The following is a 25,358-nucleotide window of genomic DNA, read 5'->3' as shown; positions in this document are numbered from 1 at the left end:
TCTGTTGTAAGGGGAGCCTGCCCGAATGAGCCGTATGGTTCTGATCGTTTTTGCCGTTGTTGTTCTTGGCGCGCTGGGGGGCTTTGCCGCCCTTGGGGTTGCCGGTCGGCCGCCCGTGCCGCAGCCCGTCCACCATGACCTGCCTTTTGCGGCCGATGCGGTGGCAACAACCCCTTCCGTTGCCGTGCCCCCGGCTCCTGCTGTGCCAGTTGTAACGCCTGTTGTGCCAGCACCCCCTGCTCAGGTCAGCATTTCTCCCACAGTGCAGGCTCCCGCTCACCCGTGAGCAACGCGGAAGGCTGTGTAGAGCTTTTTCTGGAAATGCAGGCGGCCGAGCGTGCGGCCGCCCCCAATACCCTGCTGGCGTATCAGGCTGATCTTGCATCCTGTGCGCAGAGTTTGCTGGCCGTGGGGCAGACCCTGCGCACGGCAAGTGCTGACGGCCTGCGGGGCTGGCTGGCGGACCTGTCCGCACAGGCGCAGTCGCGGCGTACCGTGGCGCGCCGCCTGTCATGCATAAAGCAGTTCTATCTGTTTTTACTGCGTGAGGGCCTACGGGCGGATAACCCGGCCGAGCACCTCGATTCCCCCCGTGCGGAGCAGGCTCTGCCGCGCTTTTTGTCCGAATCGGAAGTGCTGGCCCTGCTTGATGCCTGCGTGGAGCCAGAAGGAGCCTCCCCCGCCAAAAAGCGTCGCGCTTTGGTGGCACGGGCGGCGCTGGAGTTGCTGTACGCATCGGGGTTGCGGATTTCGGAGCTGCTGGTGTTGCCCCGGCAGGCTCTGGCGGGGGGGCAGCGCATGCTCAGCGTGCGCGGCAAAGGCGGGCGGGAGCGGCTTGTCCCGCTTTCCGATAGTGCGCGGCAGGCGGCCAGTGCGCTTGTGCAGGCCGATGCAGGGTTGAACAGCCCCTATCTTTTTCCCGGACGGAACCCCGCGCGGGCCATGACCCGGCAGGCTTTTGACCGGATATTGCATGATGTGGGGTTAAAGGCCGGGCTGGAGCCTGCGCGCCTTTCCCCCCATGTGTTGCGCCACTCCTTTGCGACCCACCTGCTTGCGCATGGGGCGGACCTGCGTGCGCTGCAAATGCTGCTGGGGCATGCGGATATTGCCACAACCCAGATTTATACCCATGTGCAGACCGAGCGGTTGCGGCAGGTTGTGGCCGAACATCACCCGCTCTCAGCCTCTCAAAACACCGGTTTGGACGATTGAGAGCGTAAAAAGCACACCCAGAACACATTTGGATGCACGAAGTGACTTGGCTTTAAGCGCCATTGTGCTATCGGCTTTGCTCATGCGTCAGTTCCTGGATTTCGAAAAGCCCGTCGCCGAACTTGAGAACAAGATCGACGAACTGCGGCAGATGACCGACCCCGAAGGGGTCAATATAGAAGAAGAGACGGCCCGCCTTTCTGATAAGGCGGAAAAGCACCTGCGCACGATCTACGCCAAGCTCACACCTTGGCAGAAAGTGCAGGTGGCCCGTCATGCCCAGCGTCCGCACACGCAGGACTATATTGGTCGGCTCGTAACGGATTTTACGCCGTTGGCAGGCGACCGGCTGTTTGGGGATGACAAGGCCATTATCGGTGGCATTGGCCGTTTTGATGGCATGCCCGTAATGGTGATCGGGACCGAGCGTGGCTCGGACCTGGAAACCCGGCTCCAGCACAACTTTGGCATGGCCCGGCCCGAAGGCTACCGCAAGGCCCAACGGCTGATGAAGATGGCTGGCCAGTTCAAGCTGCCGATTCTCACCTTTATTGATACCGCAGGTGCATGGCCGGGTATTGATGCGGAACAGCGTGGGCAGGCTGAAGCCATTGCCCGCTCCATTGCCACCTGTTTTGACGCTCCTGTTCCCCTGATCGCCACGGTTATTGGCGAAGGTGGGTCAGGTGGTGCGGTGGCGCTGGGGGCTGGGGATCGGGTTCTTATGCTCGAACACGCCATTTACTCCGTTATCTCGCCCGAGGCCTGCGCCTCCATCCTGTGGCGTGACCCCAAGCAGGCCAGCACGGCGGCGGAAACGTTGCGTCTGACTGCTCAGGACCTCAAGCGCCTTGGCCTGATCGACCAGATCATTCCCGAACCCGTGGGGGGCGCCCAGCGTGACCCGGCCGCCGCCATGGATGCCGTCCGTGGTGTGCTGGGTGCGATGCTGAAAGACCTGCTGCCGCTGGCGCCGGAAAAGCTGAAGGAACTGCGCCGCGAAAAGTTTCTGGCTATGGGGCGTGAAGCCCTGCACTGAGCCGCACCACGCCTGACCGCACCACTCCGGCGCGGTCAGCAGGATGCGGGCACCAGGCGGATCAGACAGGCGGTTCACCTTCCACGGGTGAGCCGCCTTTTTCTTTGAGCAGGTCGTGGATGGCCTGTGCCGCATCGTTCACGCGCTGCATATCCTGGCCTTTGGCTACAAGAGCCACACCGTGGCCACCTTCACGGTGGAACGGGTAGGAGCCGATATCCAGATCGGTAAATCGTTCCTGTATCGCTTCCAGCCCATCGGCCAGCGCGCCTTCACCCAGCAGTGTGGTGTGCCATGTGCGTGAAAAAACTGGCGCACCTTTCTGCAAGGTCGGGGCCAGCTCTTCAAACATGGCGCGCATGATGCGGGGGACGCCAGCCAGCACATGCACATTGCCAATGCTAAAGCCCGGCGCAATGGAGACGGGGTTGGCAATGGGGGTTGCCCCTTTGGGCAGTTTGGCCATGCGCTGGCGGGCTGTATTGAAGTTTTCCGGCCCAAAGCGTTCTTGCAGCACGGCAAAGGTGGGGGCATGAATTTCCCACGGCACCCCAAAGGCTTCGGCTACGCAGGGGGATGTAATGTCATCATGTGTCGGGCCAATGCCGCCGGTTGTGAACACCTCGTCAAAGCGGGCGCGTAATTCCGTGACCGTGTTGATGATGGTGGCCCTGATGTCGGGGATCACGCGGATTTCGACCAGGGGAATCCCCAGTTCTCCCAGCCGGAGCGCCAGAAACTGGATGTTGTCGTCCCGTGTGCGGCCAGAAAGGATTTCGTTACCAATAAGAATGAGTGCAGAAGTGCGGCGCATGACTCGGGCTTGACCTTTTGTTCTGGGCTTCTTGACTGCCCGCAAGGATGGAGCGGAGTGTTTGCGGGGTCAATGGGCGTAAAAATTACACCACGAAGGGTGTCCTGCGCGTTTTTGCATTGACCGGGTGCCACGCAATTCATAGCTTCCCGCGCATGTCAGATAGCCAAACAGCATCCGCTTCCGATCTTCCGCGCGCGTGGCCTTTTGAAGAGGCGCGCAAACTGGCCGATCATGTTGCAACACGTAGCAGCACAGGCGCCGATGAGCGCCCGGCTCTGCTGGAAACCGGGTATGGCCCTTCCGGCCTGCCTCATATCGGTACCTTTGGTGAGGTCGCGCGCACGTCCTGGGTGCGGCAGGCCTATACGGCGCTTACGGGCCGCCCGTCGCGCCTGCTGGCTTTTTCGGACGACATGGACGCCCTGCGCAAGGTGCCCGATAACGTGCCCCAGCGTGAGATGTTGCAGAAGTACATAGGGCAGCCCCTCTCCCGCGTGCCGGACCCGTTTGGCACGCACGAGTCGTTTGCTGCGCACAATAACGCCCGACTCTGCGCGTTTCTGGACAGTTTCGGGTTCGAATACGAATTTGCCTCTTCCACCCAGTACTACACCTCCGGCCGGTTTGATGCGGCCTTGCTGCGGGTGCTGGAAGTACACGACCAGATTCTGGCTGTAATCCTGCCCACACTGGGGCCGGACCGCCGGGCAACCTATTCGCCCGTTCTGCCGCTGCACCCCCGTACGGGGGAGGTCATGCAGGTTAAAATGGACGCGATTGATGCCGCAGCAGGCACCGTGCGCTGGACCGACCCCGCAACAGGCGAGGTGTTTGAAACGCCGGTTACAGGTGGCCACGCCAAAATGCAGTGGAAGGCCGACTGGGCCATGCGCTGGTATGCGCTGGGCGTTGATTACGAAATGTCGGGCAAGGATTTGATCGACAGCGTGCGCCTGTCTGGCCGCATCTGCAAAATTCTGGGCGGCACACCGCCTGCGGGCCTGACCTACGAACTGTTTTTGGATGAGCAGGGGCAAAAAATCTCCAAATCCAAGGGCAATGGCCTGTCGGTGGAAGAGTGGCTGCGTTATGCCCCGCCGGAAAGCCTTGGCCAGTTCATGTTCAACCAGCCGCAGCGGGCCAAACGGCTGTATTTTGATGTGATCCCCAAAACGGCGGATGACTACCTGACCCACGCGGACAAGGCGCGCGCCCTTCAGGCAGAAAACCCGGCAGGGAATGACCTGCGGGCAAACCCTGCATGGTTCATTCACAAAGGCAGCGTGCCGGAAGATGCCGGAAGCCCGATACCGTTTGGCATGCTGCTCAACCTGGCCAGTGTTGCCAATGCGGATACGCCCGAAGTGCTGTGGGGCTTTATCCGCCGTTACGATAGTGCCGTGTCACCGCAGACGCATCCCATGCTGGCCGAGCTGGTCAAGCATGCCATTGCTTATTACGCGGACTTTGTCCGCCCTGCCAAAACCTTCCGTGCTCCAACGGATAAGGAACGCGCGGCACTTGTGGATCTGGCCGAAACCCTGCGGGGTTTTGAAGGGGAGGCGGCAGACGCATCCATCTTGCAGAATCTGGTGTTTGAAATTGGCAAGCGCCACGGGTTTGAACCGCTTAGGAGCTGGTTTGGCTGCCTGTACGAGGTGCTTCTGGGGCAAAAGGAAGGGCCACGCTTTGGCGGCTTTGTTGCACTGTACGGTGTGCCAGAAACCATTGCTCTTATAGACGCCGCCCTCTTGCGAGATACGCAGGTTTAAGCAGGGTCTGGCAGTAGATGACACAGATGCCCCAGCTCCCCGACCAGCAACCTGACCTCCACGGAGGGGAAAAGGGATGGAAAAAGCGGCTGAGGCATCTCCCCCATCTGGTCGGGCTGGTGCTGATGGTGGCGGCCATTCTTGTGGTGCAGCATGAGGTGCGGCACCTGAAAATGACCGACATCCGGCAGGCCATGGAGGCTATTCCCGCCTTCCAGCTATGGGCTGCTGTTGGCTGCACACTACTGTCCTACTTTATTCTGTCTTTTTACGACCGGCTGGCCGCCATTCAGGTCGGGTATGGGCAATTGCCTTTCCGCCGTGCGGCGTTTGCGGCTTTCTGCTCCTATGTGCTGTCGCATAACCTTGGTTTTTCGGCAGTTTCGGGGGCAGCGGTCCGGTACCGGCTGTACCGTAACTGGGGCGTTAACGCCTTTGCCATTACCCAGATTATTGCCTTTTGCTCTGCCACCTACCTGCTGGGGGCTGCGGTCCTTATTGGGGCGGTGCTTATTCTGGAGCCTTCGGTACTGCCCGGTATTGGCAACCGTGTACCGCAGGTGGTGCTGGCCTTTGTAGGCGGGCTGCTGTGGCTGATGGTGGCCGGGTATATCGGGCTGTCCTTCTGGCTGCGCGAATTCCGGTTCCGTAAATGGGTTGTTGCGTTGCCATCCCCCCGCATGGCTTTCATGCAGACTGTGGTGGCTACGGCAGAAGTTGCAGCAACCGCCAGCATTGCCTTTGTGCTGCTGCCCAAAGGGTGCGGGGTAGATTTTGGCTCTTTTCTGGCCATTTATATCGCATCTTACACGGCAGGGCTGGTGGCGAGTGTGCCCGGTGGGCTTGGGGTGTTTGACGGGGCCATGCTGCTGGCGCTCGGCCCATATATGCCTGCCCCCCAGATTTTGGGTGTGGTGCTGATTTTTCGCCTTTTTTACTACATTATTCCTCTCTTTCTGGCGGGCATCATGTTTGCCGGGCATGAGCTGTTCCTGCGGGGGGATGCCGCTCTCGCCAAAAAGAAAAACCGCAAACGTGGCAAGGATGCACAGGTTGTCCGGCGCAGGCCCAGTCAGGTTGTGCGTGAAAGCGAGGCGGCTTTTTCTGTTGCCGTGGCAACGGGCGCTGTCTCGCTGTGTGGCGTGCTGCTGCTCTGCCTTGTGCTGATGGAGCCTGTTCCCAAGTTTTCCATGCTGCCGGACACGTTTGCGGGCCTTGTGCATGTGGGGGGGAACTATCTGCTCTCCCTTATGGGGGTTGCGCTTATTGGCATGGCCATTGGTCTTTCCCAGCGGGTAACGTTGGCATGGCGGGGGGCGCTGGGCCTGTTGCTGGTGGCAACGGTCATGACCTTCCTGCGCGGGAACACAATTTTTGTGCCCGTTATGCTGGGGTTGTCCGCACTGTTCATTGCGCCGTTCCGGAACTGCTATTACCGTCGCGCCGAATTGCTGAGCGAACCGCTATCGCGTTCCAACCTTTTGTGTCTGTTGCTGTTTTTTGCCTGCATTATTGCTCTGGCCACGCGCAATGCCGGGGCGGGGAGCTGGTGGCAGCTTATTCTTGCCTCTCCCGCGCATGGGGCCGTACGCTGGACCGTGGCACTGGCCGTGCTGCTGGCTCTGGTCGTGCTGGCACGGTTGATGTGGCCTGCCCGTATTCCTATCCAGTCATGGACGCAGGATATGGCCGAGCATTACGGAACGCTCGAACACGCCCTGCCTGACATTGCAGACATGAAGCCCGAAGGCTTTGTAGAAGGGGAGGCAGGGGATGCGGTTATTCCCTTTATCCACCGTGGGAACCTGCTCGTCGGGCTGGGGGACCCCGCCGGCGGGGAGGATGACAGCATTTCGGCCATCTGGCGGTTGCGAGACCTGGCCTTGCAGCAGGGGCTGCGGCTTGCCTTCTGGCAGGTGGGGGGCAGCTTTATCCGGATTTATAACGACATCGGGCTGAATGTGTGGCCGCTTGAAGATGGCAGCAATACCAATCTGTGTTACCCGCCGGAGGATATTGCTCTGGTCTCGCGTTTTGTAAAAACCTATAAAGCCAACCGGGACGTAACCGACGTCCCTCTTTGAGCGGCCTGTTGGCCGGTGTGGTGTTTGTGTTGGAGTTCCGGGCAGGGTTATGGCGGCGCATCTTCCCGAGGTTCTGCTAAGCGGCAGTATGGTCAGGACAGGGATTTCCTCTTTTCTGCTGGCTTTTCCCGCCCTGTTTTCCATTGTTAATCCATTTGGCGCGGCGCTTATTTTTGCTCAGGCGTCCGATGGTCGCTCCCAGCGCGAGATTATGGCTCTTGCGCGGCTGGTTTCTTTTTATTCCTTCATGCTGATCATTGTTTCCCTGTGGTTTGGCAGCCTTGTTCTGGCGTTTTTTGGCGTAACCGTTAACGCCCTGCGTGTGGCCGGCGGTCTGGTTGTGGCCGTACGGGCATGGGCCCTGCTGCAAAGCCCGGAGAGTGTGGAAGCGCAGAAGGAAAAACAGGCCCTGCAGGGTGGTCGCACCGTTATGTCGCCCAACTGGGCAGATACGGCGTTTTTCCCGCTCGCTATGCCCTTTACCGTTGGACCGGGCACAATTGCCGTGGCTATTGCCCTGGGCTCGGGTTGTCCGTCGGGTCATTCCTTCTGGGCATATTCGGCGGGTACGACTGTTGCTGCTATCTGCGTGGTTCTGATCGTGTGGGCTGCGTATTCCAGCTCGGAAAAACTGGTATCCATGCTGGGTGTAACCGGCACGCGGATTGTCAGCCGGATGGCAGCACTCGTTCTGCTGTGCATTGGCGTGCAGATTCTGGCCGCAGGCGTGCAGGGTTTTGCAACAGATATGTGGCACAGCCTGCTCAAGGATGTCAGCCGCCCCGCTTAAGCAGGGGGACCTCCCTTACGCTCATATCCACGCCCCGTCTTCCGACTGAGGCATGAGGCTTCATTACGCAAAAAAGGGGGGCTGGTTTATTCAGGCACCAGTTCATTTACTGTGGCGTCAAACGCACCAAGTGCCGTTTTCAGCCGCTCAAGCTGTTGCTGTGCCTGTGTGGCAAAACCGTAAGGTGGCTTGATCACCAATAGCCCCGCCCCATTGAGGGCATCGGGGTTGTGGGGTGGGCGCATCAGCAGTTCCGCCACCAGCACGTTGCGGTGCCCCGCCTGCTCCACGCTGGTATGGAACTGGCGCACAGGTGTTCTGTGCTTGATGGGGTACCACACCGCAATCATGCCTGCGGCAAAGCGGGTGCGAATGGTCTGGAGTGCTTCGGCCAGACGGTCAAATTCCCCCGGTTCCTCAAATGGTGGGTCGATCAGCACAAGGCCGCGTTTTGCTGTTTTGGGGGGGAGGAGTGCACGCAGGCTCTCATACGCATCGCGCTCATGCACGCTTATGTTGGGCTGGCCTGCAAACAGGCGGTACAGTGCCCGTTTGTCCACCGGATGTTTTTCGCAGCAGATCAACTGGTCCTGTGGGCGTAGCATGAGCGATGCCAGCAGGGGGGAGCCGGGGTAAAAGCGTGGCCCGCCAGCCCTGCGTACCAGCTCCAGCCATGGAGCAAGCGGGCTGTCTGGCGCTTCTGCCCATAGTCTGCCGATACCACTTTGGCATTCGCCGGTTTTTTCGGCCTCGGGGCTTTCAAGGTCATACCGGCCAATACCGGCATGGGTGTCCAGCACCAGAAAAGGCGCTTCCTTGCGCAGAAAATGCTGGAGCAGGCTGACCAGCAACGTGTGCTTCATGCAGTCGGCAAAATTGCCTGCGTGGTAGATGTGGCGATAGTTCATGCGGAGGCCTGATCGGGTTCAAAACGCTGGGCCATGTCTTCCAGTGGCCAGCGCGGGCGTGGGCGCAGGGTTGTGTTGTTGGGTGCGGGCAGGCTGCGTTCAGCGCTTTCACGCCATGTTTCAAGGGCTGCCCAGCCGACCATAACGGCATTATCCGTGCAAAGCCGGAGCGGAGGTGCGGCAAAGCGCAGGCCGCGCTTGTGGGCTACGTCCTCCAGTCTGGCGCGCAGGGTGGTGTTGGCGGCAACGCCACCAGCGGCAACCAGAAGGCGGGCCTGTGGCATCATGTCCAGCGCATGGTTGATGCGGTCGGCCACAACATCGGCCACCGCCTGCTGGAAGGATGCCGCAAGGTCGGCGGCAAACTGGTGGGGCAGGGGAGCCTGTCCGTAAGGGGCCAGTTTTTGCGCAATTGCGGTTTTAAGCCCGGAGAATGAGAAGTCACACCCCGGCCGGTGCAGGAGCGGGCGGGGTAGGGCTATGGCATCCGGGTTACCCATCTGGGCCAGTTTTTCCAGTGCCGGGCCACCGGGCCAGCCAAGGCCGAGCATTTTTGCGACCTTGTCAAATGCTTCGCCTGCTGCATCGTCTATGGTGCCGCCGAGTTTGCGGTACTGGCCAACGCCTTCCACCGCAATGCACTGGCAATGCCCGCCAGAAACCAGCAGCAACAGGTAGGGGAAAGGCGCACCATCGGGCACAATACCGGGCAGACGGGCGGTCAGGGCATGGGCTTCCACATGGTTGACCGCAACAAAAGGAATATTCAGCGCCAGAGCCAGCCCTTTGGCAAAACTTGTGCCAACGATCAACCCGCCAATCAGCCCCGGCCCGGTGCTGGCGGCAATAAAGGCAAGGTCCGTGGTGGCCAGCTCTGCATCTGCCAATGTTGCTTCGACCAGGGCAGGCAGGAGGGCCAGATGCGCGCGGGCAGCTATTTCTGGCACCACCCCCCCAAAATCCGCATGCCCATCCTGCGAGACAACGCGCTGGGCAAGGCAGGTGCCATCGGGGGCCAGAATGGCGCAGGCGGTTTCATCACAGGAGGATTCAATGGCCAGAACAGGCCCGGCGGGCTGATGGGTGGCGGAAAGGTCACTCATGGACGCACCATAAAAAAAGCGGTATTCTTGCATGAATGCAACGGATGGGGAGGGGCGGAATGTTTTTCCGGTCGCGCAAGTTTTTCAGACCAGCCGGGCTTCATCGTATCTTGTCCTTTCTCCATTCCCGGTAATAGACACATCTTATGGATTCAGCCTACCCTTCCTCACCTGTCCTTTCTCCCGCCTTGCAGGAGATTGCCGCAGAAGCGGCTGCACGCCAGAAAAAGGCGGGCAGTCATTCGGGACGTCACTCCCTGCCTTTGCGCGTGGGCACGCGTGGGTCGCCTCTGGCGTTGGTCCAGACACGCGCCTTCCTGACCACGCTGACACGCTTCTGCCCCGTCTTGCGGGACATGAACGCTTTTCAGGAACACCAGATCAACACCACGGGTGATCAGGTGCAAAACCGCAGGCTTGCGGAAATTGGCGGTAAGGGCCTGTTTGCAAAGGAAATTCATGAGGCTCTGGCAGACCGGCGGATTGATTTTGCCGTGCATAGCCTCAAGGATCTGGAAACAACACTCCCCCCCGGTCTGGTGCTGGCCTGCACGCTCAAGCGCGAAGATGCACGGGACGCGCTGATCCTTGGCCCCCGGCTGGAACAGTCCGATCCGGATGATCCGTATTCGGCTTTGCCCGAAGGCGCTCTGGTCGGGTGTGCCTCTGTCCGCCGTCAGGCGCAGATGCTGCATGTACGCCCGGACCTTAAGTTCGGCCTGCTACGCGGCAACGTGCAGACTCGACTCGACAAGCTTGCCGCCCGGCAGTGTGATGCCACCTTGCTTGCGCTGGCTGGCCTGCGCCGGCTTGGCATGGCCGAGCGCGCCAGCATTGTGCTTTCTCCAACCGTTATGGTTCCAGCCGCCGGGCAGGGCATTGTTGGCGTGACGGTGCGTGAGGACGATGTTGAGCTGCGCGAACTGCTGTCCGCCATTGAGGATTACGAAGCCCGCGCCGTTGCCACGGCCGAGCGCGCCCTGCTGGCAGAGCTGGACGGGTCATGCCGTACGCCGATTGGGGGCTATGCCCAGCTTATTCCCGTTGTGGCAGGGGATACGCCCAAACTGCACCTGACCGGCCTTGTGGCGCGGGAGGACGGGTCCTTCCTGCTCAAGCGCAGCATAAGTGGTGCGCCCGAAGATGCCGCACGGCTGGGGCGTGAACTCGGGTGCAGCCTGCGCCGGGATAGCCCGGCCGATATTTTTGAGGAAAACGCGTAAAAACACACACAGGCCGCCTTCCATGCCTCCGCCGTCTTCGCATTCGCCGTCGTCGCGTGGTGTTCTCATCACCCGGCCAGAGCCGGGGTTGGGGGAGACGGCTTTGGCGGTGGCCCGCGCGGGGTGGGTACCTGTTCCTGCTCCGGCCTTGCATGTGTGTGCCTGTCCTGTGCGGCATTTGCCACGCCAGCCTGCTGCATTGCTGCTGACCAGTGGGCAGGCAGTTGCCGCTGCGGCGGAAAGTGTCAGCCCCACCATTCCTGTTTTTGCTGTGGGCGACCGCACTGCGCAAAAAGCGCGGGCGGCAGGGTTTGTTACTGTGTGCAGTGCCAAGGGTAATGCGCAGGCGCTCGTACGTCTGCTGGTTGGTATGTGCTCCCCGGAGCAGGGAACACTTCTGCTTTTTTCCGGTGCGGGGCAAGGGGTGGAACTGGCGCAAAGCCTGCGCAGCCACGGTTTTAGTGTTGTACGGCGGGTTGCGTACCGAGCCAGTGCGGTGGTGGATTTTCCCGCCTCTGCCGGTCAGGCATTGCAGGCCGGGCAGGTTGCAGCGGTTCTGTTTTTTTCGGCCCGGAGTGCCCGGAGCTGGCTGGCCAGTGTGCCCCGTAGCCACCTGTATGCACAGGTGCTGGCCCTGCGCGCCGTTGTGATTTCGCACGAGGTGGCGCAGGCGGTGCAGCTTGCGGGCTGGCAGGGGCCGGTTACGGTGGCCGCTACGCCCGATGCCCCGGCCATGCTGGCGGCGCTGGGTTGCCTGAACACATAAAAAAACCCGGCTACCATAATGGCAGCCGGGTTTTGCAAGGCGCTGTTACACCCAAAGCAGAGGCTTATGCGTGGCCTGCTGCTTCAGGGAATTCTGCGCGGCGGGCCTGCCACAGGGCCACAAAGTCGATCGGCTGCAGCACAATGGGGGGGAACCCACCATCACGCGTGACATCGCTGATGATGTTGCGCGCATAGGGGAAGATCAGGCGCGGGACTTCAACCAGCAGAATGGGTTCAACCAGTTCAGGCGGCGGGTTGGTCAGAGTGACAACGGCTGCATAAACCAGTTCGGTCAGGAACACCGTGCGCCCGGCGGGGCCGTTTTCCGTTTCCGGGGCTTCCTTGGCTTCGGCCTTGATGCTCAGGATGACTTCGTAAACCATCTGATCACTCTGCAGGCGGTTGGTCTGCACATCGATGTTTACGCTGATCTGGGGCTGAGCGCGCAGGGTTGCAAAGATTTCTGCCCCAACGGGCACTTCAAAGGAAAGATCGCGCGTGTACTGGAGGTTAATGGCCAGTGGCAGGGCGGGCGGAACGGACTGGGCAGTATCGGACATTGATGACAGCTTCCTGCTCTCAAACGTATTGGGTTCCCTTAAGGCGGTAGCATGACCTGCGGGGTTAGCCAACACTCCAATCCGGGTCTTTGCTGGGCGTATGCACCATGCCGGAGGGAGGGTATGGGCGTTTGTTTTTACGGGGAAAGATGCAGCCAGTCCCCGTTTTCCAGGCTTTGGTTGCTCAGTTCAAGCAGGAACCACCAGTGGGAAACAACCAATGTGTGCTCATGCGGGGCGTCCTTGCGCATCTGCTCACGGAACTGCTGCGCCCGCAGGCTGAGTGCACGGTCGGATTCTGGTAAGGGAGACCACCATTTTTCCGGCAGGTAGGCAAAATCAAGCTGCGGCCAGTCCTGCATGAGTGCGGAGGCGGGGGAGCCAACATCGCACGAATACATACCCCGCTCGCGCACAAGAGGCGTTATCTGTGGCGTAAGGCCCAGCGCGCGGGCAATGGGGGTGGCCGTTTGCAGGGTGCGGGTAAAGGGCGAAACCAGAATGCGCGTAATGTTTTTGTGCCGGAGTTCATCCACCAGAGCATAGGCGTGGTCCTGCCCATGGGCGGAAAGGGCAGGGTCGGGCACACAGGGGTCTCGCCCGCTCAGGTTATACAGGCGGTTGAACTCACTTTCGCAATGACGCAGGATGATCATGGTAGCCTGAGTGGTTTTTAAAACAGGAATGGTCTTTTACAAGGGCGGATGGACTGGTATTCATTGTAACCGCACTCTGTCATGACTATGTGATAATGAGAGCCCGAGGAAAAGTGCTCTTCCCGTAATAATATATAAACCTGCAAACGCTGTGTGCAGGCAGATTGGTGGACGTTTAACAGATGGATTTTTCTCTCGACCACTTTCCGGTCGATCTGGTTCTTCTGGCTTTGGTAGCCGCTTTTCTGGCTCTGCGGTTGCGGAGTGTTCTGGGTAAGCGTGTTGGCATCCAGCCCCCCACCATGCCTGTTCCCCCCCGTGCGGAGGCAGCGTCCCGTGTGGTGGAAAACAAGGTGGAGCCAACTGGCCCCGCTGTTGAATACGATGTGCCATCCCCCGGCACGCGGGTTGGGCAATTGCTGGTTGAGATTAACCAGCAGGATACAGCATTTACCCCCCAGCAGTTCCTGATGAGCGTGCAGACCGTGTTCGCACAGGTTGTGGAAGCCTACGCCCAGGGTAACCGGGATGTGCTGCAAACCTACCTGACACCCGCGGTCTATAACTCCTTCGATGCCGCCATTACCGCGCGTGAAGCCGCCGGGCAGAAGCAGCGGACAGACATTCAGGCCGTGCGCTCGCTCGCCATCGAGGACGTGCGGCTGACAAAGCTGGACGTAGGGCTTGGGGTAGCCATTGATGTGCGCATTGTTTCCGACCAGATCAGTCTGGTGGAAGATCAGGCTGGCCAGCCAGTTACCGGCACGGATGCCGTGACCGAGTTTTCCGATATGTGGACGCTCGAACGCCTGCTGGGCGTTGGTGGCAGTGGCTGGCGTCTTGCGGCGGCGCGTAGTGCGTGAGTGCGGACAAGCCGGCCACGGGTTCCACCACCCCGCCCGCACGGGCAAAACGCTATAAGGTTGGTCGTCAGGACATTGTTCTAGGCGACTGCCTGCGCGCATTACGGCGCATGCAGGCCGAAACCGTGGATGTGATTGTTACATCCCCCCCCTACAATATTGGCCTGTCCTACCGGAGCTACCCCGACCGGCGGGAAGAAAACGATTATCTGGACTGGATGGTGGAGGTTGCCTCACAGTTACAGCGGGTGCTTAAGCCGGACGGGTCTTTTTTTCTGAACATTTCAGGCTCATCTGCACAGCCGTGGCTGCCGTTTGAGCTGGCCGTGCGTCTGCGCGACCTGTTTGTGCTGCAAAACCATATTTCATGGGTCAAATCCATCTCCGTGGGGGAGGATAGCTTTGGCCATTTTAAACCCATGAACAGCCAGCGCTACCTGCACCGTGGGCATGAACATCTTTTTCACTTCACGCTCGAAGGGGATGTGCCGCTGGACCGGTTGAGCGCGGGTGTGCCTTACAAGGACAAAACCAACATTGCCCGCCGTGGCCACCAGCAGGACCGCCGCTGCCGGGGGGATGCGTGGTTTATCCCTTACGAGACCGTGCGCGGGCGGGCGGAAAAATTTGATCATCCCGGCACTTTCCCCATAGCCCTGCCCGAGCAGTGCATTCTGCTTCATGGCAAATCCAAAGGCCGGGTGCTTGACCCGTTTATGGGCACAGGCACCACCCTGCTGGCCGCCCAGCGCCTTGGGTGCAGTGGTGTAGGGATGGAAATAGATGCGGAGTACGTGGCCATAGCCCGGGCACGTCTTATGCACGATCTGGTGAACAGCCCGCTCGCCTGATCGGATTTATCTATTATTACGATAAAAATAATCGTTTTGACATTTTGATGTGCATCAAACACAACGGGCTCAAGAATGAATAAAACGTATAAGAGAAAGAAATAGAACCGGGGGATCGGGGTTTGAAACGTATATTAGTCTCTCTGGCAGGGGTCGGCTTGCTGGCATACGGTGGTACAGTTGCGTTTTTGCAGCATTACGACCATGTAACGGCAACAGAGCTTGTGCCGTCTTCATCAACACATAAAGACCCCGTTGCTTTGGCTGCGTTTAATGCGCTGAATGAAGCACGTTGCGATTACTGCCATGCAACAGGTCGGGACCTGCCTTTTTACTTCCGTCTGCCAGTGGCGAACACGATTATGGAACGGGATCGCGATCAGGGGTTGCGCCATTTCCGTATGGAACCTGTTCTGCATGCGTTTGAACACGGTACGCCGCCGTCGGAAGAAGAGCTGTCGCGCATTGAGGAAGTCATTGTGCAGAACCGCATGCCCCCGGCACAGTACCTGCTGCTGCACTGGCATGCGCATCTGTCCAATGCCGAGCGGCAGGACATTCTGGCATGGGTGCAGCAGACCCGGCGTAAATACTACGCCAATACGGGTGCAACCCAGGCACTGGCTGCCGAACCCGTACGCCCCGTGCCGGAAAGCGTGGAGGTGGACCCGGTAAAGGTTGCACTGGGCAAAAAGCTGTTTTTTGACAAAAAACTGTCAGGCGACAACACGCTCAACTGCGCAAGCTGCCACGGGCTGGACAAGGGCGGGGTGGATAATCTGGTAACCGCAACAGGTATTGGCGGCCAGAAAGGCCCGATTAACGTGCCAACCGTGTATGATGCGTATTTCAAGATCGCCCAGTTCTGGAATGCCCGTGCGCCAGACCTTGCCGCACAGGCCGCAGGCCCGGTTATGAACCCGCTGGAAATGGGATCGCATGACTGGTCGGAAGTTGCCCAGAAGCTGGCAGCAGACCCCGATTACGCCGGTATGTTCAAGGCCGCCTTTGGCCCGGATGTGCAGGTTGATCAGCAGACCATTACGCAGGCCATTGCCGAGTTTGAAAAAACCCTGATCACGCCAGACAGCCCGTTTGATGAATATCTCAAGGGCAAGGAAGACGCGATCAGCCCGCAGGCCAAACGTGGTTATGAGCGGTTCAAGGCCATTGGCTGCTCGGGTTGCCATAGCGGCATTGGTGTTGGCGGCGGTGGTTACGAAGTCATGGGGCTGGAGTCCGATTACTTCAAGGATCGCGGTGGCAAGCTGACTGATGCGGATGAAGGGATCTACGCCATCAGCCATAACAAGCTGGACCAGAACCGCTTTGTGGTGCCCACCTTGCGCAACATTACGCTGACCGCACCTTACTTCCACGATGGCAGCGTAAAAACACTGGATGAAGCCGTGCGCAAAATGGCCCGCTACCAGACGCCGGATAGCAACCCGTCTGACCAGGATGTGGCGGATATTGTGGCGTTCCTGCAAACCCTGACGGGCAAGTATGAAGGCCATGAACTGACCAACACCAAACAGTAAAACAGAAAGACACGGGGCGGGCATCTTTGAGGATGCCCGCTTTCTGTGCTTGAACAACGGCTCGTCCGCAGGTGATAAAGCCTGTGGGGCGGGCCGTTTGTGTTTGTGGCAGGGTATGCCGGGCCAGATCGGTTGGAATAAAGCGCGATAGGTGGACAGGGTGGTAAAAAGGCGGCGTCAGTTACAGGAGGCGGAAAAGCAACTCTGGGCGCTGGTGGTGCGTGATGTGGCCCCCCTGACCAGCGCCAGTCTTGTTCCCCCCATGGCCGATACGGCATTCGGCCGGGATGCGCCCCCTGTGCCGGAGGATGCTGCGGCTATTCCGCAAACGCATTATAAAAAAACCCCGCCCAGGGTCAGGCCCGCCGGGAGCCTGTTGTGGGAGGTACGCCCCACAGTCCACCCTGCTCCAGCGGTAGCCCCCATAACGGTACGGCCAGCGCCGCCCATTGCGGAAAAAATTGGCCAGCGCCAGCCCGGTGTGGATGACTATAGCTGGCGGCGTTTCCACCAGGGGAGCATGCGGGTGGAAAAACGCCTCGACCTGCACGGTATGGTCGCGCAGGAAGCGTTTGTGCGGCTTAGAGAGTTCATGGACGTTGCTGCCCACCGTGGCCTGCGCTGTGTGGAAATTATTACAGGGCTGGGCACAGGGCAGGAAGGCGGCATTTTACGGCGTGAACTGCCCCACTGGCTGGAGCGGCCGGAAATGCGGGCCAGCATACTGGGGCTGGCTTACCCCCATGAGGGGAATAAAGGTTCTGTCCGGATTTTACTGCGCAGGCGCAGGCGGTAAGGGCTGCGCAGGGGGGACTGGTGTGCTCCGCCAGCGTGGCAGGTTAAGTGCCAGCCAGCGGCGGAGTGCCATGCCCACGTTTACATCGGGAGTGGCCATGCCGTAGGAGGCAATGCATTTTGCGCCCGAAAGTACGGTTTGGCCGTTAGCCAGCGCAATCTGTTGCAGGTTCAGTTTGGCTGCGCATGTTTCCGCCGCATGCCGCCAGCGCGCCACTTTGGCGGGGGACGTTAACAGGGGCAGAACAAGGGCTGCCTTAAGGCTGGCGGCAGACGCAATGGCCTGCCATGCCTGTGGCAGAAAAGCCGGTGTGGATGTTCTGCGTTCTTGCAGCAATATGGTCGGGAAGGTGGGGGGTAACACCATATCCGCCGGTGTTGGCACGGGTGGCGCTACGGTGTTGAGAAAGAGCGGGACAAACCCTTTGGTGGCCAGTGTGTCCAGCCGCTCCTTCAGGGCTGCATCCATGGGGAGTTGAATGGCATCGACCAGTCCGCCGGTCAGGGCGGCCATGGCGGCATCCGGTGTGGCATAGCCACTGACTGGCAGGGGCCGCAGGGCCAGCAGGTCAAAGGCCAGAAGGGTCGGCAGTTCCGGCCCTGTGGGGGTGGAAACCGCAATGCGGGTGGTTTTGCTGCTCAGAATAACGCCAAGCGAGCGGTGCAGGCTGACATGCCCCACAACCACGCTAGGTTGGCATATTGTTAACACAGGTAGCCAGCGCTGATACGCGTAATGCACGCGGCTATCCCCGGTCATGGCGGCCATAAGTGCCGTGCCGGGTACAAGTAACGTGCTGGATGCGGTGCTCAATTGCTCCTGCGCATCAAACAGGTTTGCGCCTGTTACGCCGTCCCACCCGGTGGTGAAGGTGAGGTCAAAAGGCGGCTGCCCCAGCTCTTCCGCCATATCTGGAGCCAGCCGGGTGGCCCATGCGCCGCAGGGTGTTTCTGCACTGCCAGCCACAATCAGCTTTGTGGTCTGGTCAGACGTGGCGGTGGGGGCCGGGCCTACCAGTATGTCATCTGCCGCATGGGCCGTGGCCGCTGCGGCCATACTCCCCAGTGCCCCGCCCAGAAACAGGCGGCGGGACAGGGCAAGACCATGGTGTTGGCGCATCATTGAAGAAGCAGGGATGAGATTAGACAAACACCAATAGCCTTCATTGTGGGTATCGCGGTTCCATACTATGCGAAATTAAAGGCAGAAACACGGCCATTTTATTACGGCCATTTAACCTCTGGTGGCATGCTCATCAGAATGGCTTCCGTGTTGCCGCCGGTTTTAAGCCCGAACAGCGTGCCCCGGTCATGCAGCAGGTTGAATTCCACGTAACGGCCACGGCGCACAAGCTGGGCATCGCGCTGTTCGGGGGTCCAGGGTTCCATCATCCGGCCACGGATAATGCGCGGGTAGGCATCCAGAAAAGCAAGGCCGACATCTTTGGTAAAGGCAAAGTCCTCTTCCGCATTGCCGCTGTCCAGCCGGTCATAAAAAATACCGCCAAGGCCGCGTGGTTCGTTGCGGTGGGGAAGGTAGAAGTATTTGTCACACCATGCCTTGAAGCGTGGGTAATACTCCGGGTCGTGCGCATTGCATGCCTTGGCAAACGCATCATGGAAGGTGGCGGCATCGTCCTGCGCTTCGGCGCTGGCGGGGAACATGGGAGTAATATCGCCCCCACCCCCAAACCAGCCCTGCGTTGTAATGATCATGCGGGTGTTAAAGTGAGCGGCAGGGACCAGCGGGTTGCACATATGGGCAACAAGGCTGATGCCGGTTGCAAAAAAATGCGGGTTTTCGGTCGCGCCGGGAATGGTGGCCGCAAAATCGGGGGGGAATGTTCCCTCCACGGTGGAGACATTGACCCCCACTTTTTCAAAAACCCGGCCACGCATCAGGCTCATCACGCCGCCGCCGCCGGGGGTTCCGTCTTCATTCAGGCGGTTCCAGCTTTTGCGTTCAAAGCGGGAGGGCTGTTCGTGGCCGGGAAGTACCGGGCTGTTCTGTGCGGCGGCGTCTGCCTCAATGGTTTCAAAGGCTGTGCATATCTGGTTACGCAGAGTTTCAAACCATGCGCGTGCCGCGTCCTTGAGCTTGTCATGGGAGGGAACGGAGGCAGGCTTTGTCGGCGTCATGTGTAAAGCTCTTTCCATACTGGTCTGCTGCCCGGCAAGCAGAGAATCGGCTTAGGGCATTTTTTCAAGGGGTGCGCCTTAGGGCCGGTCATTGCAAGATCATCCGGTTCATCGTTAAACGGGAACCTGAGCCCGCCCGAATGTGGTGGGGCGTGGGGGAGAAGTGCAATGGCTGGCAAACCAGTCTGCCATAACGGACAGGGCGCGGAGCCTGCGACGCAGGACCAGTTGAGCGCGTGGGCCAAGGCGTATGGCCGCCTGCCGCTCCCGGCGGACCTGAACTGGCTGTGGACCATAGGGGCAGTCCTGTGCGCCATACTGGCCCTTATGCTGCTTACCGGGCTTACCCTTACGCTGGTTTATACGCCCGATGCGGGGCTGGCCTTTGGCTCGGTTGAAAGCATTGAGCGCCGCATGCCAGCAGGTTGGCTGCTACGCGCCATGCACATGACCGGCGCTTCTTTTTTTATGCTGGCCCTGTATGTGCACCTGTTGCGGGGGCTGTACTACCGCTCCTACCTGCCGCCACGCCGTGCTGTGTGGCTGAGCGGGTGCGCTCTGCTGGTCATGGTTATGGTTACGGCCTTTGCAGGGTACGTGCTGCCCTGGGGGCAGATGTCCTACTGGGGGGCGGATGTTGCGGGTAAGGCGGTGGGAGCACTCCCCCTTGCCGGTGGATGGCTGGAAGGTGTTTTTCTGGGTGGGGATTCCCCCGGCACACCCACGCTGCACCGCATGTTTGCCCTGCATTTTGGGCTGGCATTCCTGATTGTAGGGGTGGTGTTGGGGCATATTGCCCATGTGCATGCACGGGGGAGTTCCAGCCCATCTGCCCGCCCAACTGCGGCAACGGGGGTTTTGCCTTTTCACCCCTATTTTACGGTGCGGGATATGCTGGCCATTGTGCTGGTTGCGCTGGCCTTTGTCGGGGTGCTGTGTTTCTGGCCGGAGCTTATAGTCGAACCCGCCAATTACCGCCCGGCCAATCCGCTGCACACCCCGGCCGATATTGAGCCGGAATGGTATTTTCTGCCCTTTTACGGAATGATGCAGGCCGTGCCGTTCAAGCTGGGGGGGCTGCTGCTTTCTGGCGGAGCGGTGGCTGTTCTGTTTGCCGTCCCCTGGCTGGACCGTGCAACGGATGCCGCCCACAGCGCACCCGTGGTCGTGCGGATGGGGGCTATGGGTCTGCTTGTCTGCTCTGCCGTGGCAGTGGCCTGCGCAGGCCTGCACCACATGCAGGGAGTGTGGATGCTGGTGGCCCGGCTGGGTATGGTGGGGTACTACGCGTATTTTCTGCTCTATCTGCCCTTTGCCGGTCGTGTGTGGCGGAGGGGCAGGGCATGATGGTCCGGCGGTGTGTGGCTATTGGGGTTGGTCTGCTTTGGGCGTGTAGTGCATTGGCGCAACCTGCGCGCGGGCCTGCTCCAGCCGCGCGGCAGCAATGGTCTTTTACAGGTGCGCTGGGGCATTTTGACCTGGCCGCGGTCCAGCGTGGTTACGCAGTTTTTGCGGGCTCCTGTGCCTCCTGCCATAGCCTGTCGCAGCTTCATTTTTCCGATTTTGAAGGAATGGGCCTGCAAACTGCGGAGGTCGTCGCGCTGGCTGCAAGCTGGCAGGTGCCCGATGGACTGGATGCGGAAGGGCGGCTCAGGCACCGCGCTGCCCGCCCGGATGATGCCCTGCCATCCCCTTATGCGGGGCCAGAGGCGGCTATGGTGGCTAATCAGGGTGTGGTGCCGCCTGATCTTTCCCGCATTCTTCAGGTTTATCCCGGCGGGCCGGACAGGTTGTATGGCCTGCTGGTCGGGTACGGTCCGCAGCCTGTGCGCCAGATCGGGCGTGGTTTTTCCAACCCCTATGCCATTGGCCACTTTACGGCCATGCCTCCCCCGTTGCATGGCAACGAGGTCAAATACGCAGATGGCACAGTGCCCGATGTGCAGGCCGAAGCACGGGACGTAACAACCTTCCTTGCCTGGGTTTCTGCCCCCCATCTGGACCAGCGCCGCAGGTTGGGTGTGGGAGCGGGGCTGTATCTGTGCTTTCTTGCCGTGCTGTTTGCGATTTTAAACCGGAGAATCTGGTCTGATGTCAGAAAATGAAGTTGTAGAACCCGTTATCGGTCTGGTTGGCGGGTCTGGCCTGTATGATATTGATGGTCTGGAAGACAAGGAATGGCGCACGGTGGAAACCCCGTGGGGCATGCCTTCCGACCAGCTTTTATTCGGGCGGCTGGATGGCGTAAAATGCGTGTTTCTGCCCCGCCATGGCCGTGGCCACCCTATTCCGCCCTCACGCCTGAACTACAAGGCCAATATTGCAGCGCTTAAAATATCTGGCGTGACCGATATTGTCTCTCTCTCCGCCGTCGGCTCGCTCAAGGAAGAACTGCCGCCGGGCCGGTTTGTGATTATCGACCAGTTTATTGACCGCACGATTGCGCGCGACAAAAGCTTTTTTGATACAGGCTGTGTTGCCCACATTTCCATGGCAGATCCGCTGTGCAACCGCGTGGGCGATGTGCTCAAGGCCGAGGCCGACAGGCTGGGTATTGAGGCTACGCGCAAGGGGACGTATCTGGTTATGGAAGGTCCGCAGTTTTCCACCCGTGCGGAGAGTGAACTTTATCGCACATGGGGCTGCTCGGTTATTGGCATGACCAACATGCCAGAAGCCAGCTTGGCCCGTGAGGCGGAAATCTGCTACGCTACCGTAGCCATGGTGACCGATTATGACTGCTGGCACACCGAGCATGATAACGTGACGGTGGAAAGCGTTGTTAAAACCATGCAGGCCAATTCCGCCAAGGCCAAAGCGCTGGTCAAGGCGGTTATTCCCGCACTGGGTGGTAAAAAGCGTGGTCTGTGCAGTGCAGGTTGTGACCGTGCATTGGAATATGCGCTGATTACAGCTCCCGATGCGCGTGACCCCGAACTGATGGGCAAGCTCAAAAGCATTGCGGGCCGCGTGATCTAAAATACAAAGCACGTAACAGCCTGCGGCGTTGATGCAGGGTGTAAAAAACAGGCAGGCCGGTTGGCCTGCCTGTTTTGTTTGTCGCCTGTGTATTGCTGCGTGGCACCTGCCGCTGATTGGAATAAACCAACGGCAGGTGGTGCTGGGGTGTTGTCAGTTTTGTGCAGGTTGCGCCGCATACCCGAAGGTTGTGCGCAGGTCATCGCATGTTGCTTGTGATGCGACCCAGACCTCTGATGGCCAGAACATCTGCCCACCATAAAAATACTTGATTTTCAGATGGTTTTTTAAAGAAAGGCAGTAAATATATTTCTGTTTTAGAATTGCTTCCAAAGTGGGAACGGGCAGATTATCTGGCATAAAAACAGCCTCAACATGCTTTTCTGTAATAGGATTCCAGATTTTTGGATCCAGATAATCTGCTCTTATATTTGAGGGAGTGTTGCAAACTCCGAACCATGCCTGACAGATATTTTGTAAGGGGGATTTAATTGTTTTTCCTGCAAGGTAATCAATAATTGGCCATGTTGTGGTCCATACATCCCCTTTGATGTGATGTACCATTTGTACCAGTTCGATCTGATCCGTCTCATTCCGTGCTGGTTTCAGGTTGTGGCGCATGTTGCGCGCTTCCAGAATTGAGATGGAAAAAAGAACGCCAAGACTTACAGCAAGGCCGGATAGTAAAATATTCATGTGTAAGCTGCGCAGAGCTTCTCGCAGGAGTATCGCCAGAACAATGGCCGAGATCTCCATGTAGATAACAAAATCCGCAATCCAGCCACCAAATTTTCCGCCTGAAACAAAAGCAAGGCCAAATGCTGCGCCACATGTCAGGAGGAGGGGCGCAATGTCACGCAGTGTTCTGTTGTTGGGCAAATGTTTTTGAGAAAGCAGCAAGAACGGAGCGAGAAGGGAGATAACAACATCGCCGGTATATTGCGCAACAAGCAGAATGCTCTGGTTCAGGGAATAGGGGTCCGTGCGGGGAATGGTAAAAGCCCAGTGCCAGTATGCCGGTCCGTATGCCCACTGTAACAGGGCAACGGAAAGGATAATGGAGCTAAGAGCAACTGCGAATGAAATAAGATATTTACGTTCGTAAACCGCCATAACCAGCGGAATGCCAATTAAAAGTAATCCGGTTTGTTTGACGAGAAAACACACGCAGATTGAGAGCCCGACGAGAATAAACTTTAAAAATCCGCTATCTTTCAGGCTGCACGTGAAGAGTACAAAAATGATGCTCAGCATGAAAATGGCATCAGGCCGGGAGAGGTCGATCCAGGCATACATTGGGTACAATGCGAGGAAGAGCAAAGACCAGAGCAGACCTACCCAGTTAAGGCCGAGTATCCGGCGGATGGAAGCTTCAACCAGCACAGCCGATAGTAAAAATGGCGGCACAAAAGATAGAATGCGTAAGGTGGAAAGATTGGCAATCCAGGCTTCGGGGAAGGCGCGCAAATACAGGTAATAAAGTGGGTTATATATTGAGCTGGTCTGATAAAACGCGGCAGGGGAATGGGTGTATTGGTAAAGAGGATATTGCTCACGCAATAAACCGCTGAAGTAGAAAGTTGTTGTTTCTGAGTGTTCCAAAACCCCATTAAATGCCAGACGGCGAATAAACACAGGTAAAGCAAAAGCCAGTGCGTAAACAGCAATGCCAAGCAGGGTAGCCCAAACAGCCCATTGTATTGTTCTGGTTGGTACATGCGTTAATTGACGCTTTTTTATTTGTGTAAAAATAGGACCGATTCCTCATATGGGACTGTATGCAAGGCCGGTTTTTACAAAAGGAAGTCTTAATATTTTCAAAATATTGAAAGGACCAGTTACGGTTTAATCAGGCATTTTGTGATTTTCAGATATGTTTTTTTGTGTGCCCGGAATCAGTAAAATGCGCGGGACAGTCAGGCTGGATGATACGTGGCAGAACTGCCGGTTTCAGGCATGGCCTGATTACCTCAAAAGGTAGGGCAATCACCTTGATGTCCAAAGGCAGAGGAAGGTGCGGCTTGGAATACAGGCAAGGCTTTCAAGCCGCAAACACCATGCATAAAGACCGAGCATGCAGTTGTGAAAACACTGCAAGGCATATGAGGTTTTGAATTTATGGAAAACATGGTGGAGGGGGTTGGATTCGAACCAACGTAGGCGTACGCCAGCGGATTTACAGTCCGCCCCCTTTAGCCACTCGGGCACCCCTCCGACTTGTTGAGCACTGACCTAAAGCCTGTTCCCGGGGTTGTCAATGGGTTTAGGTAACTATTCTTTGCCTGTGGTGGGTTAGGGGGCTTTATGCGGCTTTATGGCCGGTTGGAATTGGCAAAAGATTTATAAGCATTGGGCTGGACATATGCAGAGGTTCGGGGAAAAGCTGCATCCGGTTCTGGGTATCCAAGTGTGACGGGGAGTAGAGGTCTTGAGCAAACACCAAACAGTGCGGCGGTACACGCCCCGTTCTCTGGCAGCGCTGGATACGCCCGTAGTGGCCCTGACTGCGTACACAACCCCCATGGCCCGGCTGCTGGACCCGCATTGCGACCTGCTTCTGGTAGGGGATTCGCTGGGCATGGTGGTGTACGGCATGGACTCCACACTGGCCGTAAGCGTGGAGATGATGATTGCCCACGGTCAGGCGGTGGTGCGTGGTAGCCAGAAGGCCTGCGTAGCCGTGGATATGCCTTTTGGCAGTTATCAGGAAAGCCCACAGCAGGCGTTCCGCGTTGCGGCGGATATTATGGCCAGAACCGGGGCTGGTTGCATCAAGCTTGAAGGGGGGCAGGAAATGGCCCCGACCATAGAGTTTCTGGTCCAGCGGGGGATTCCGGTTATCGGGCATATCGGGCTTAAACCGCAGGCCGTGCATGCACATGGGGGGTTTCGTACCGTTGGGCGCGGGAGCGAGGCCGAACAGGTTATGGCCGATGCGCTGGCGGTGGAAAAAGCCGGAGCCTTTGCCGTGGTGATCGAGAGCACAATGGAACCACTCTCGCGCGCCATAACCGAAGCTTTGGGGATTCTGACCATAGGCATAGGCGCATCGCCCCAGTGCGATGGGCAGATTCTGGTTGCGGAGGACATGCTGGGCCTGTTCCCCGACTTTACCCCACGTTTTGTGCGTAAATTTGCCAATCTGGGGCAGGAAGTGGACCGCGCTGTGGCTGATTACGCCCATGCCGTGCGTACGCGCACATTCCCCGGTCCGGCGGAATGTGTGGGCATGCCCAAGGCAGACTAGAGCCCATA

The 25,358-nt window shown here is 58.6% G+C and carries 24 protein-coding genes and 1 tRNA gene; 16 read left to right on the top strand and 9 right to left on the bottom strand.

Annotated elements, in window-relative coordinates; translation table 11 throughout:
- Positions 1-25: 25 nt before the first annotated feature.
- From GOB83_RS02105 to GOB83_RS02095, 3 genes are all read left to right on the top strand, one after another.
- Entirely contained in the window at positions 26-286 is a 261-nt protein-coding gene (locus tag GOB83_RS02105; protein WP_165925088.1) for a hypothetical protein, read from the top strand.
- Positions 283-1,215 carry a tyrosine recombinase gene (locus GOB83_RS02100; protein ID WP_264802412.1) on the top strand — a complete coding sequence of 311 codons (933 nt, stop codon included), beginning with the start codon at positions 283-285 and terminating at the stop codon, positions 1,213-1,215. The genes GOB83_RS02105 and GOB83_RS02100 overlap by 4 nt, the downstream gene beginning before the upstream one ends.
- Before the next feature lie 82 nt (positions 1,216-1,297).
- Positions 1,298-2,254 (top strand): acetyl-CoA carboxylase carboxyltransferase subunit alpha, encoded by a 957-nt coding sequence (locus tag GOB83_RS02095; protein WP_086645304.1) that lies wholly within the window; start codon positions 1,298-1,300, stop codon positions 2,252-2,254.
- A 61-nt stretch (positions 2,255-2,315) separates the two neighbouring features.
- Here GOB83_RS02095 and GOB83_RS02090 read toward each other — a convergent pair whose 3' ends face one another.
- A complete protein-coding gene (locus tag GOB83_RS02090) occupies positions 2,316-3,068 on the bottom strand; it encodes a competence/damage-inducible protein A (RefSeq protein WP_086645305.1) in 753 nt (250 codons plus the stop codon).
- 155 nt (positions 3,069-3,223) lie between these two features.
- Between GOB83_RS02090 and GOB83_RS02085 the strand changes: the two genes are divergently transcribed.
- From GOB83_RS02085 to GOB83_RS02075, 3 genes are read left to right on the top strand one after another with little or no spacing between them, the layout of a single operon-like run.
- On the top strand, positions 3,224-4,843 hold the full coding sequence (locus GOB83_RS02085) for a lysine--tRNA ligase (protein ID WP_165925087.1): 1,620 nt from the start codon (positions 3,224-3,226) through the stop codon (positions 4,841-4,843).
- A 17-nt stretch (positions 4,844-4,860) separates the two neighbouring features.
- A complete protein-coding gene (locus tag GOB83_RS02080; protein ID WP_165925086.1) occupies positions 4,861-6,927 on the top strand; it encodes a lysylphosphatidylglycerol synthase domain-containing protein in 2,067 nt (688 codons plus the stop codon).
- Positions 6,928-6,976: 49 nt separating this feature from the next.
- On the top strand, positions 6,977-7,717 hold the full coding sequence (locus tag GOB83_RS02075) for a MarC family protein (protein ID WP_095349025.1): 741 nt from the start codon (positions 6,977-6,979) through the stop codon (positions 7,715-7,717).
- An 86-nt stretch (positions 7,718-7,803) separates the two neighbouring features.
- Here the strand turns inward: GOB83_RS02075 and GOB83_RS02070 are convergent, their stop codons facing one another.
- Together GOB83_RS02070 and tsaD are read right to left on the bottom strand one after the other, a co-directional pair.
- Positions 7,804-8,625 (bottom strand): 23S rRNA (adenine(2030)-N(6))-methyltransferase RlmJ, encoded by an 822-nt coding sequence (locus tag GOB83_RS02070; protein WP_165925085.1) that lies wholly within the window; start codon positions 8,623-8,625, stop codon positions 7,804-7,806.
- A complete protein-coding gene (gene tsaD, locus GOB83_RS02065) occupies positions 8,622-9,728 on the bottom strand; it encodes a tRNA (adenosine(37)-N6)-threonylcarbamoyltransferase complex transferase subunit TsaD (RefSeq protein WP_165925084.1) in 1,107 nt (368 codons plus the stop codon). Before tsaD ends, GOB83_RS02070 begins: the two co-directional genes overlap by 4 nt.
- A gap of 146 nt (positions 9,729-9,874) precedes the next feature.
- Here tsaD and hemC point away from each other — a divergent pair, with 146 nt between their 5' ends.
- Both hemC and GOB83_RS02055 read left to right on the top strand, forming a co-directional pair.
- Positions 9,875-10,951, top strand: a complete 1,077-nt coding sequence (gene hemC / locus GOB83_RS02060; protein ID WP_086645310.1) for a hydroxymethylbilane synthase — start codon at positions 9,875-9,877, stop codon at positions 10,949-10,951.
- A gap of 22 nt (positions 10,952-10,973) precedes the next feature.
- Positions 10,974-11,717, top strand: a complete 744-nt coding sequence (locus tag GOB83_RS02055) for a uroporphyrinogen-III synthase (RefSeq protein ID WP_165925083.1) — start codon at positions 10,974-10,976, stop codon at positions 11,715-11,717.
- 64 nt (positions 11,718-11,781) lie between these two features.
- On the opposite strand, the gene secB is transcribed toward GOB83_RS02055, so the two are convergent.
- Both secB and GOB83_RS02045 read right to left on the bottom strand, forming a co-directional pair.
- Positions 11,782-12,279: a protein-export chaperone SecB gene (gene secB, locus GOB83_RS02050; RefSeq protein WP_086645312.1), complete on the bottom strand. Its 498-nt coding sequence runs from the start codon at positions 12,277-12,279 to the stop codon at positions 11,782-11,784.
- A gap of 137 nt (positions 12,280-12,416) precedes the next feature.
- Positions 12,417-12,935: a histidine phosphatase family protein gene (locus tag GOB83_RS02045; protein ID WP_165925082.1), complete on the bottom strand. Its 519-nt coding sequence runs from the start codon at positions 12,933-12,935 to the stop codon at positions 12,417-12,419.
- Positions 12,936-13,117: 182 nt separating this feature from the next.
- On the opposite strand from GOB83_RS02045, the gene GOB83_RS02040 reads away from it, so the two are divergent.
- The 4 genes from GOB83_RS02040 (at position 13,118) to GOB83_RS02025 (ending at position 16,986) form a co-directional block, all read left to right on the top strand.
- Entirely contained in the window at positions 13,118-13,798 is a 681-nt protein-coding gene (locus GOB83_RS02040; RefSeq protein ID WP_165925081.1) for a Tim44/TimA family putative adaptor protein, read from the top strand.
- Positions 13,795-14,649 (top strand): DNA-methyltransferase, encoded by an 855-nt coding sequence (locus GOB83_RS02035; RefSeq protein ID WP_264802414.1) that lies wholly within the window; start codon positions 13,795-13,797, stop codon positions 14,647-14,649. Before GOB83_RS02040 ends, GOB83_RS02035 begins: the two co-directional genes overlap by 4 nt.
- Positions 14,650-14,771: 122 nt before the next feature.
- Positions 14,772-16,190, top strand: a complete 1,419-nt coding sequence (locus tag GOB83_RS02030) for a cytochrome-c peroxidase (protein WP_165925080.1) — start codon at positions 14,772-14,774, stop codon at positions 16,188-16,190.
- 160 nt (positions 16,191-16,350) lie between these two features.
- Complete coding sequence (locus tag GOB83_RS02025) at positions 16,351-16,986, top strand: Smr/MutS family protein (RefSeq protein WP_165925079.1); 636 nt, start codon at positions 16,351-16,353, stop codon at positions 16,984-16,986.
- Here the strand turns inward: GOB83_RS02025 and GOB83_RS02020 are convergent.
- Both GOB83_RS02020 and hemF read right to left on the bottom strand, forming a co-directional pair.
- A complete protein-coding gene (locus GOB83_RS02020; RefSeq protein ID WP_165925078.1) occupies positions 16,963-18,108 on the bottom strand; it encodes a hypothetical protein in 1,146 nt (381 codons plus the stop codon). The genes GOB83_RS02025 and GOB83_RS02020 overlap by 24 nt on opposite strands.
- Positions 18,109-18,209: 101 nt before the next feature.
- Positions 18,210-19,124, bottom strand: a complete 915-nt coding sequence (gene hemF / locus GOB83_RS02015) for an oxygen-dependent coproporphyrinogen oxidase (RefSeq protein ID WP_095349017.1) — start codon at positions 19,122-19,124, stop codon at positions 18,210-18,212.
- Between the two features lie 168 nt (positions 19,125-19,292).
- Between hemF and GOB83_RS02010 the strand changes: the two genes are divergently transcribed.
- From GOB83_RS02010 to GOB83_RS02000, 3 genes are read left to right on the top strand one after another with little or no spacing between them, the layout of a single operon-like run.
- Positions 19,293-20,471, top strand: coding sequence for a cytochrome b (locus GOB83_RS02010; protein WP_165925077.1), 1,179 nt, complete (start codon positions 19,293-19,295; stop codon positions 20,469-20,471).
- On the top strand, positions 20,468-21,229 hold the full coding sequence (locus GOB83_RS02005) for a cytochrome c1 (RefSeq protein WP_165925076.1): 762 nt from the start codon (positions 20,468-20,470) through the stop codon (positions 21,227-21,229). The genes GOB83_RS02010 and GOB83_RS02005 overlap by 4 nt, the downstream gene beginning before the upstream one ends.
- Positions 21,216-22,103 carry an S-methyl-5'-thioadenosine phosphorylase gene (locus tag GOB83_RS02000; protein WP_165925075.1) on the top strand — a complete coding sequence of 296 codons (888 nt, stop codon included), beginning with the start codon at positions 21,216-21,218 and terminating at the stop codon, positions 22,101-22,103. Before GOB83_RS02005 ends, GOB83_RS02000 begins: the two co-directional genes overlap by 14 nt.
- A gap of 153 nt (positions 22,104-22,256) precedes the next feature.
- On the opposite strand, the gene GOB83_RS01995 is transcribed toward GOB83_RS02000, so the two are convergent.
- Together GOB83_RS01995 and GOB83_RS01990 are read right to left on the bottom strand one after the other, a co-directional pair.
- Entirely contained in the window at positions 22,257-23,738 is a 1,482-nt protein-coding gene (locus GOB83_RS01995; protein WP_165925074.1) for a hypothetical protein, read from the bottom strand.
- A gap of 493 nt (positions 23,739-24,231) precedes the next feature.
- Positions 24,232-24,317 (bottom strand) — tRNA-Tyr (locus tag GOB83_RS01990).
- A gap of 214 nt (positions 24,318-24,531) precedes the next feature.
- Here GOB83_RS01990 and panB point away from each other — a divergent pair.
- Positions 24,532-25,350, top strand: coding sequence for a 3-methyl-2-oxobutanoate hydroxymethyltransferase (gene panB / locus GOB83_RS01985; protein ID WP_179290095.1), 819 nt, complete (start codon positions 24,532-24,534; stop codon positions 25,348-25,350).
- Positions 25,351-25,358: the final 8 nt, after the last annotated feature.

This window comes from Acetobacter fabarum (genome assembly GCF_011516925.1).
Classification (GTDB): Bacteria; Pseudomonadota; Alphaproteobacteria; order Acetobacterales; family Acetobacteraceae; genus Acetobacter; species Acetobacter fabarum.
The sequence above is the reverse complement of the archived record's forward strand: the minus strand, read 5'-3'. Positions and strand labels throughout refer to the sequence as shown.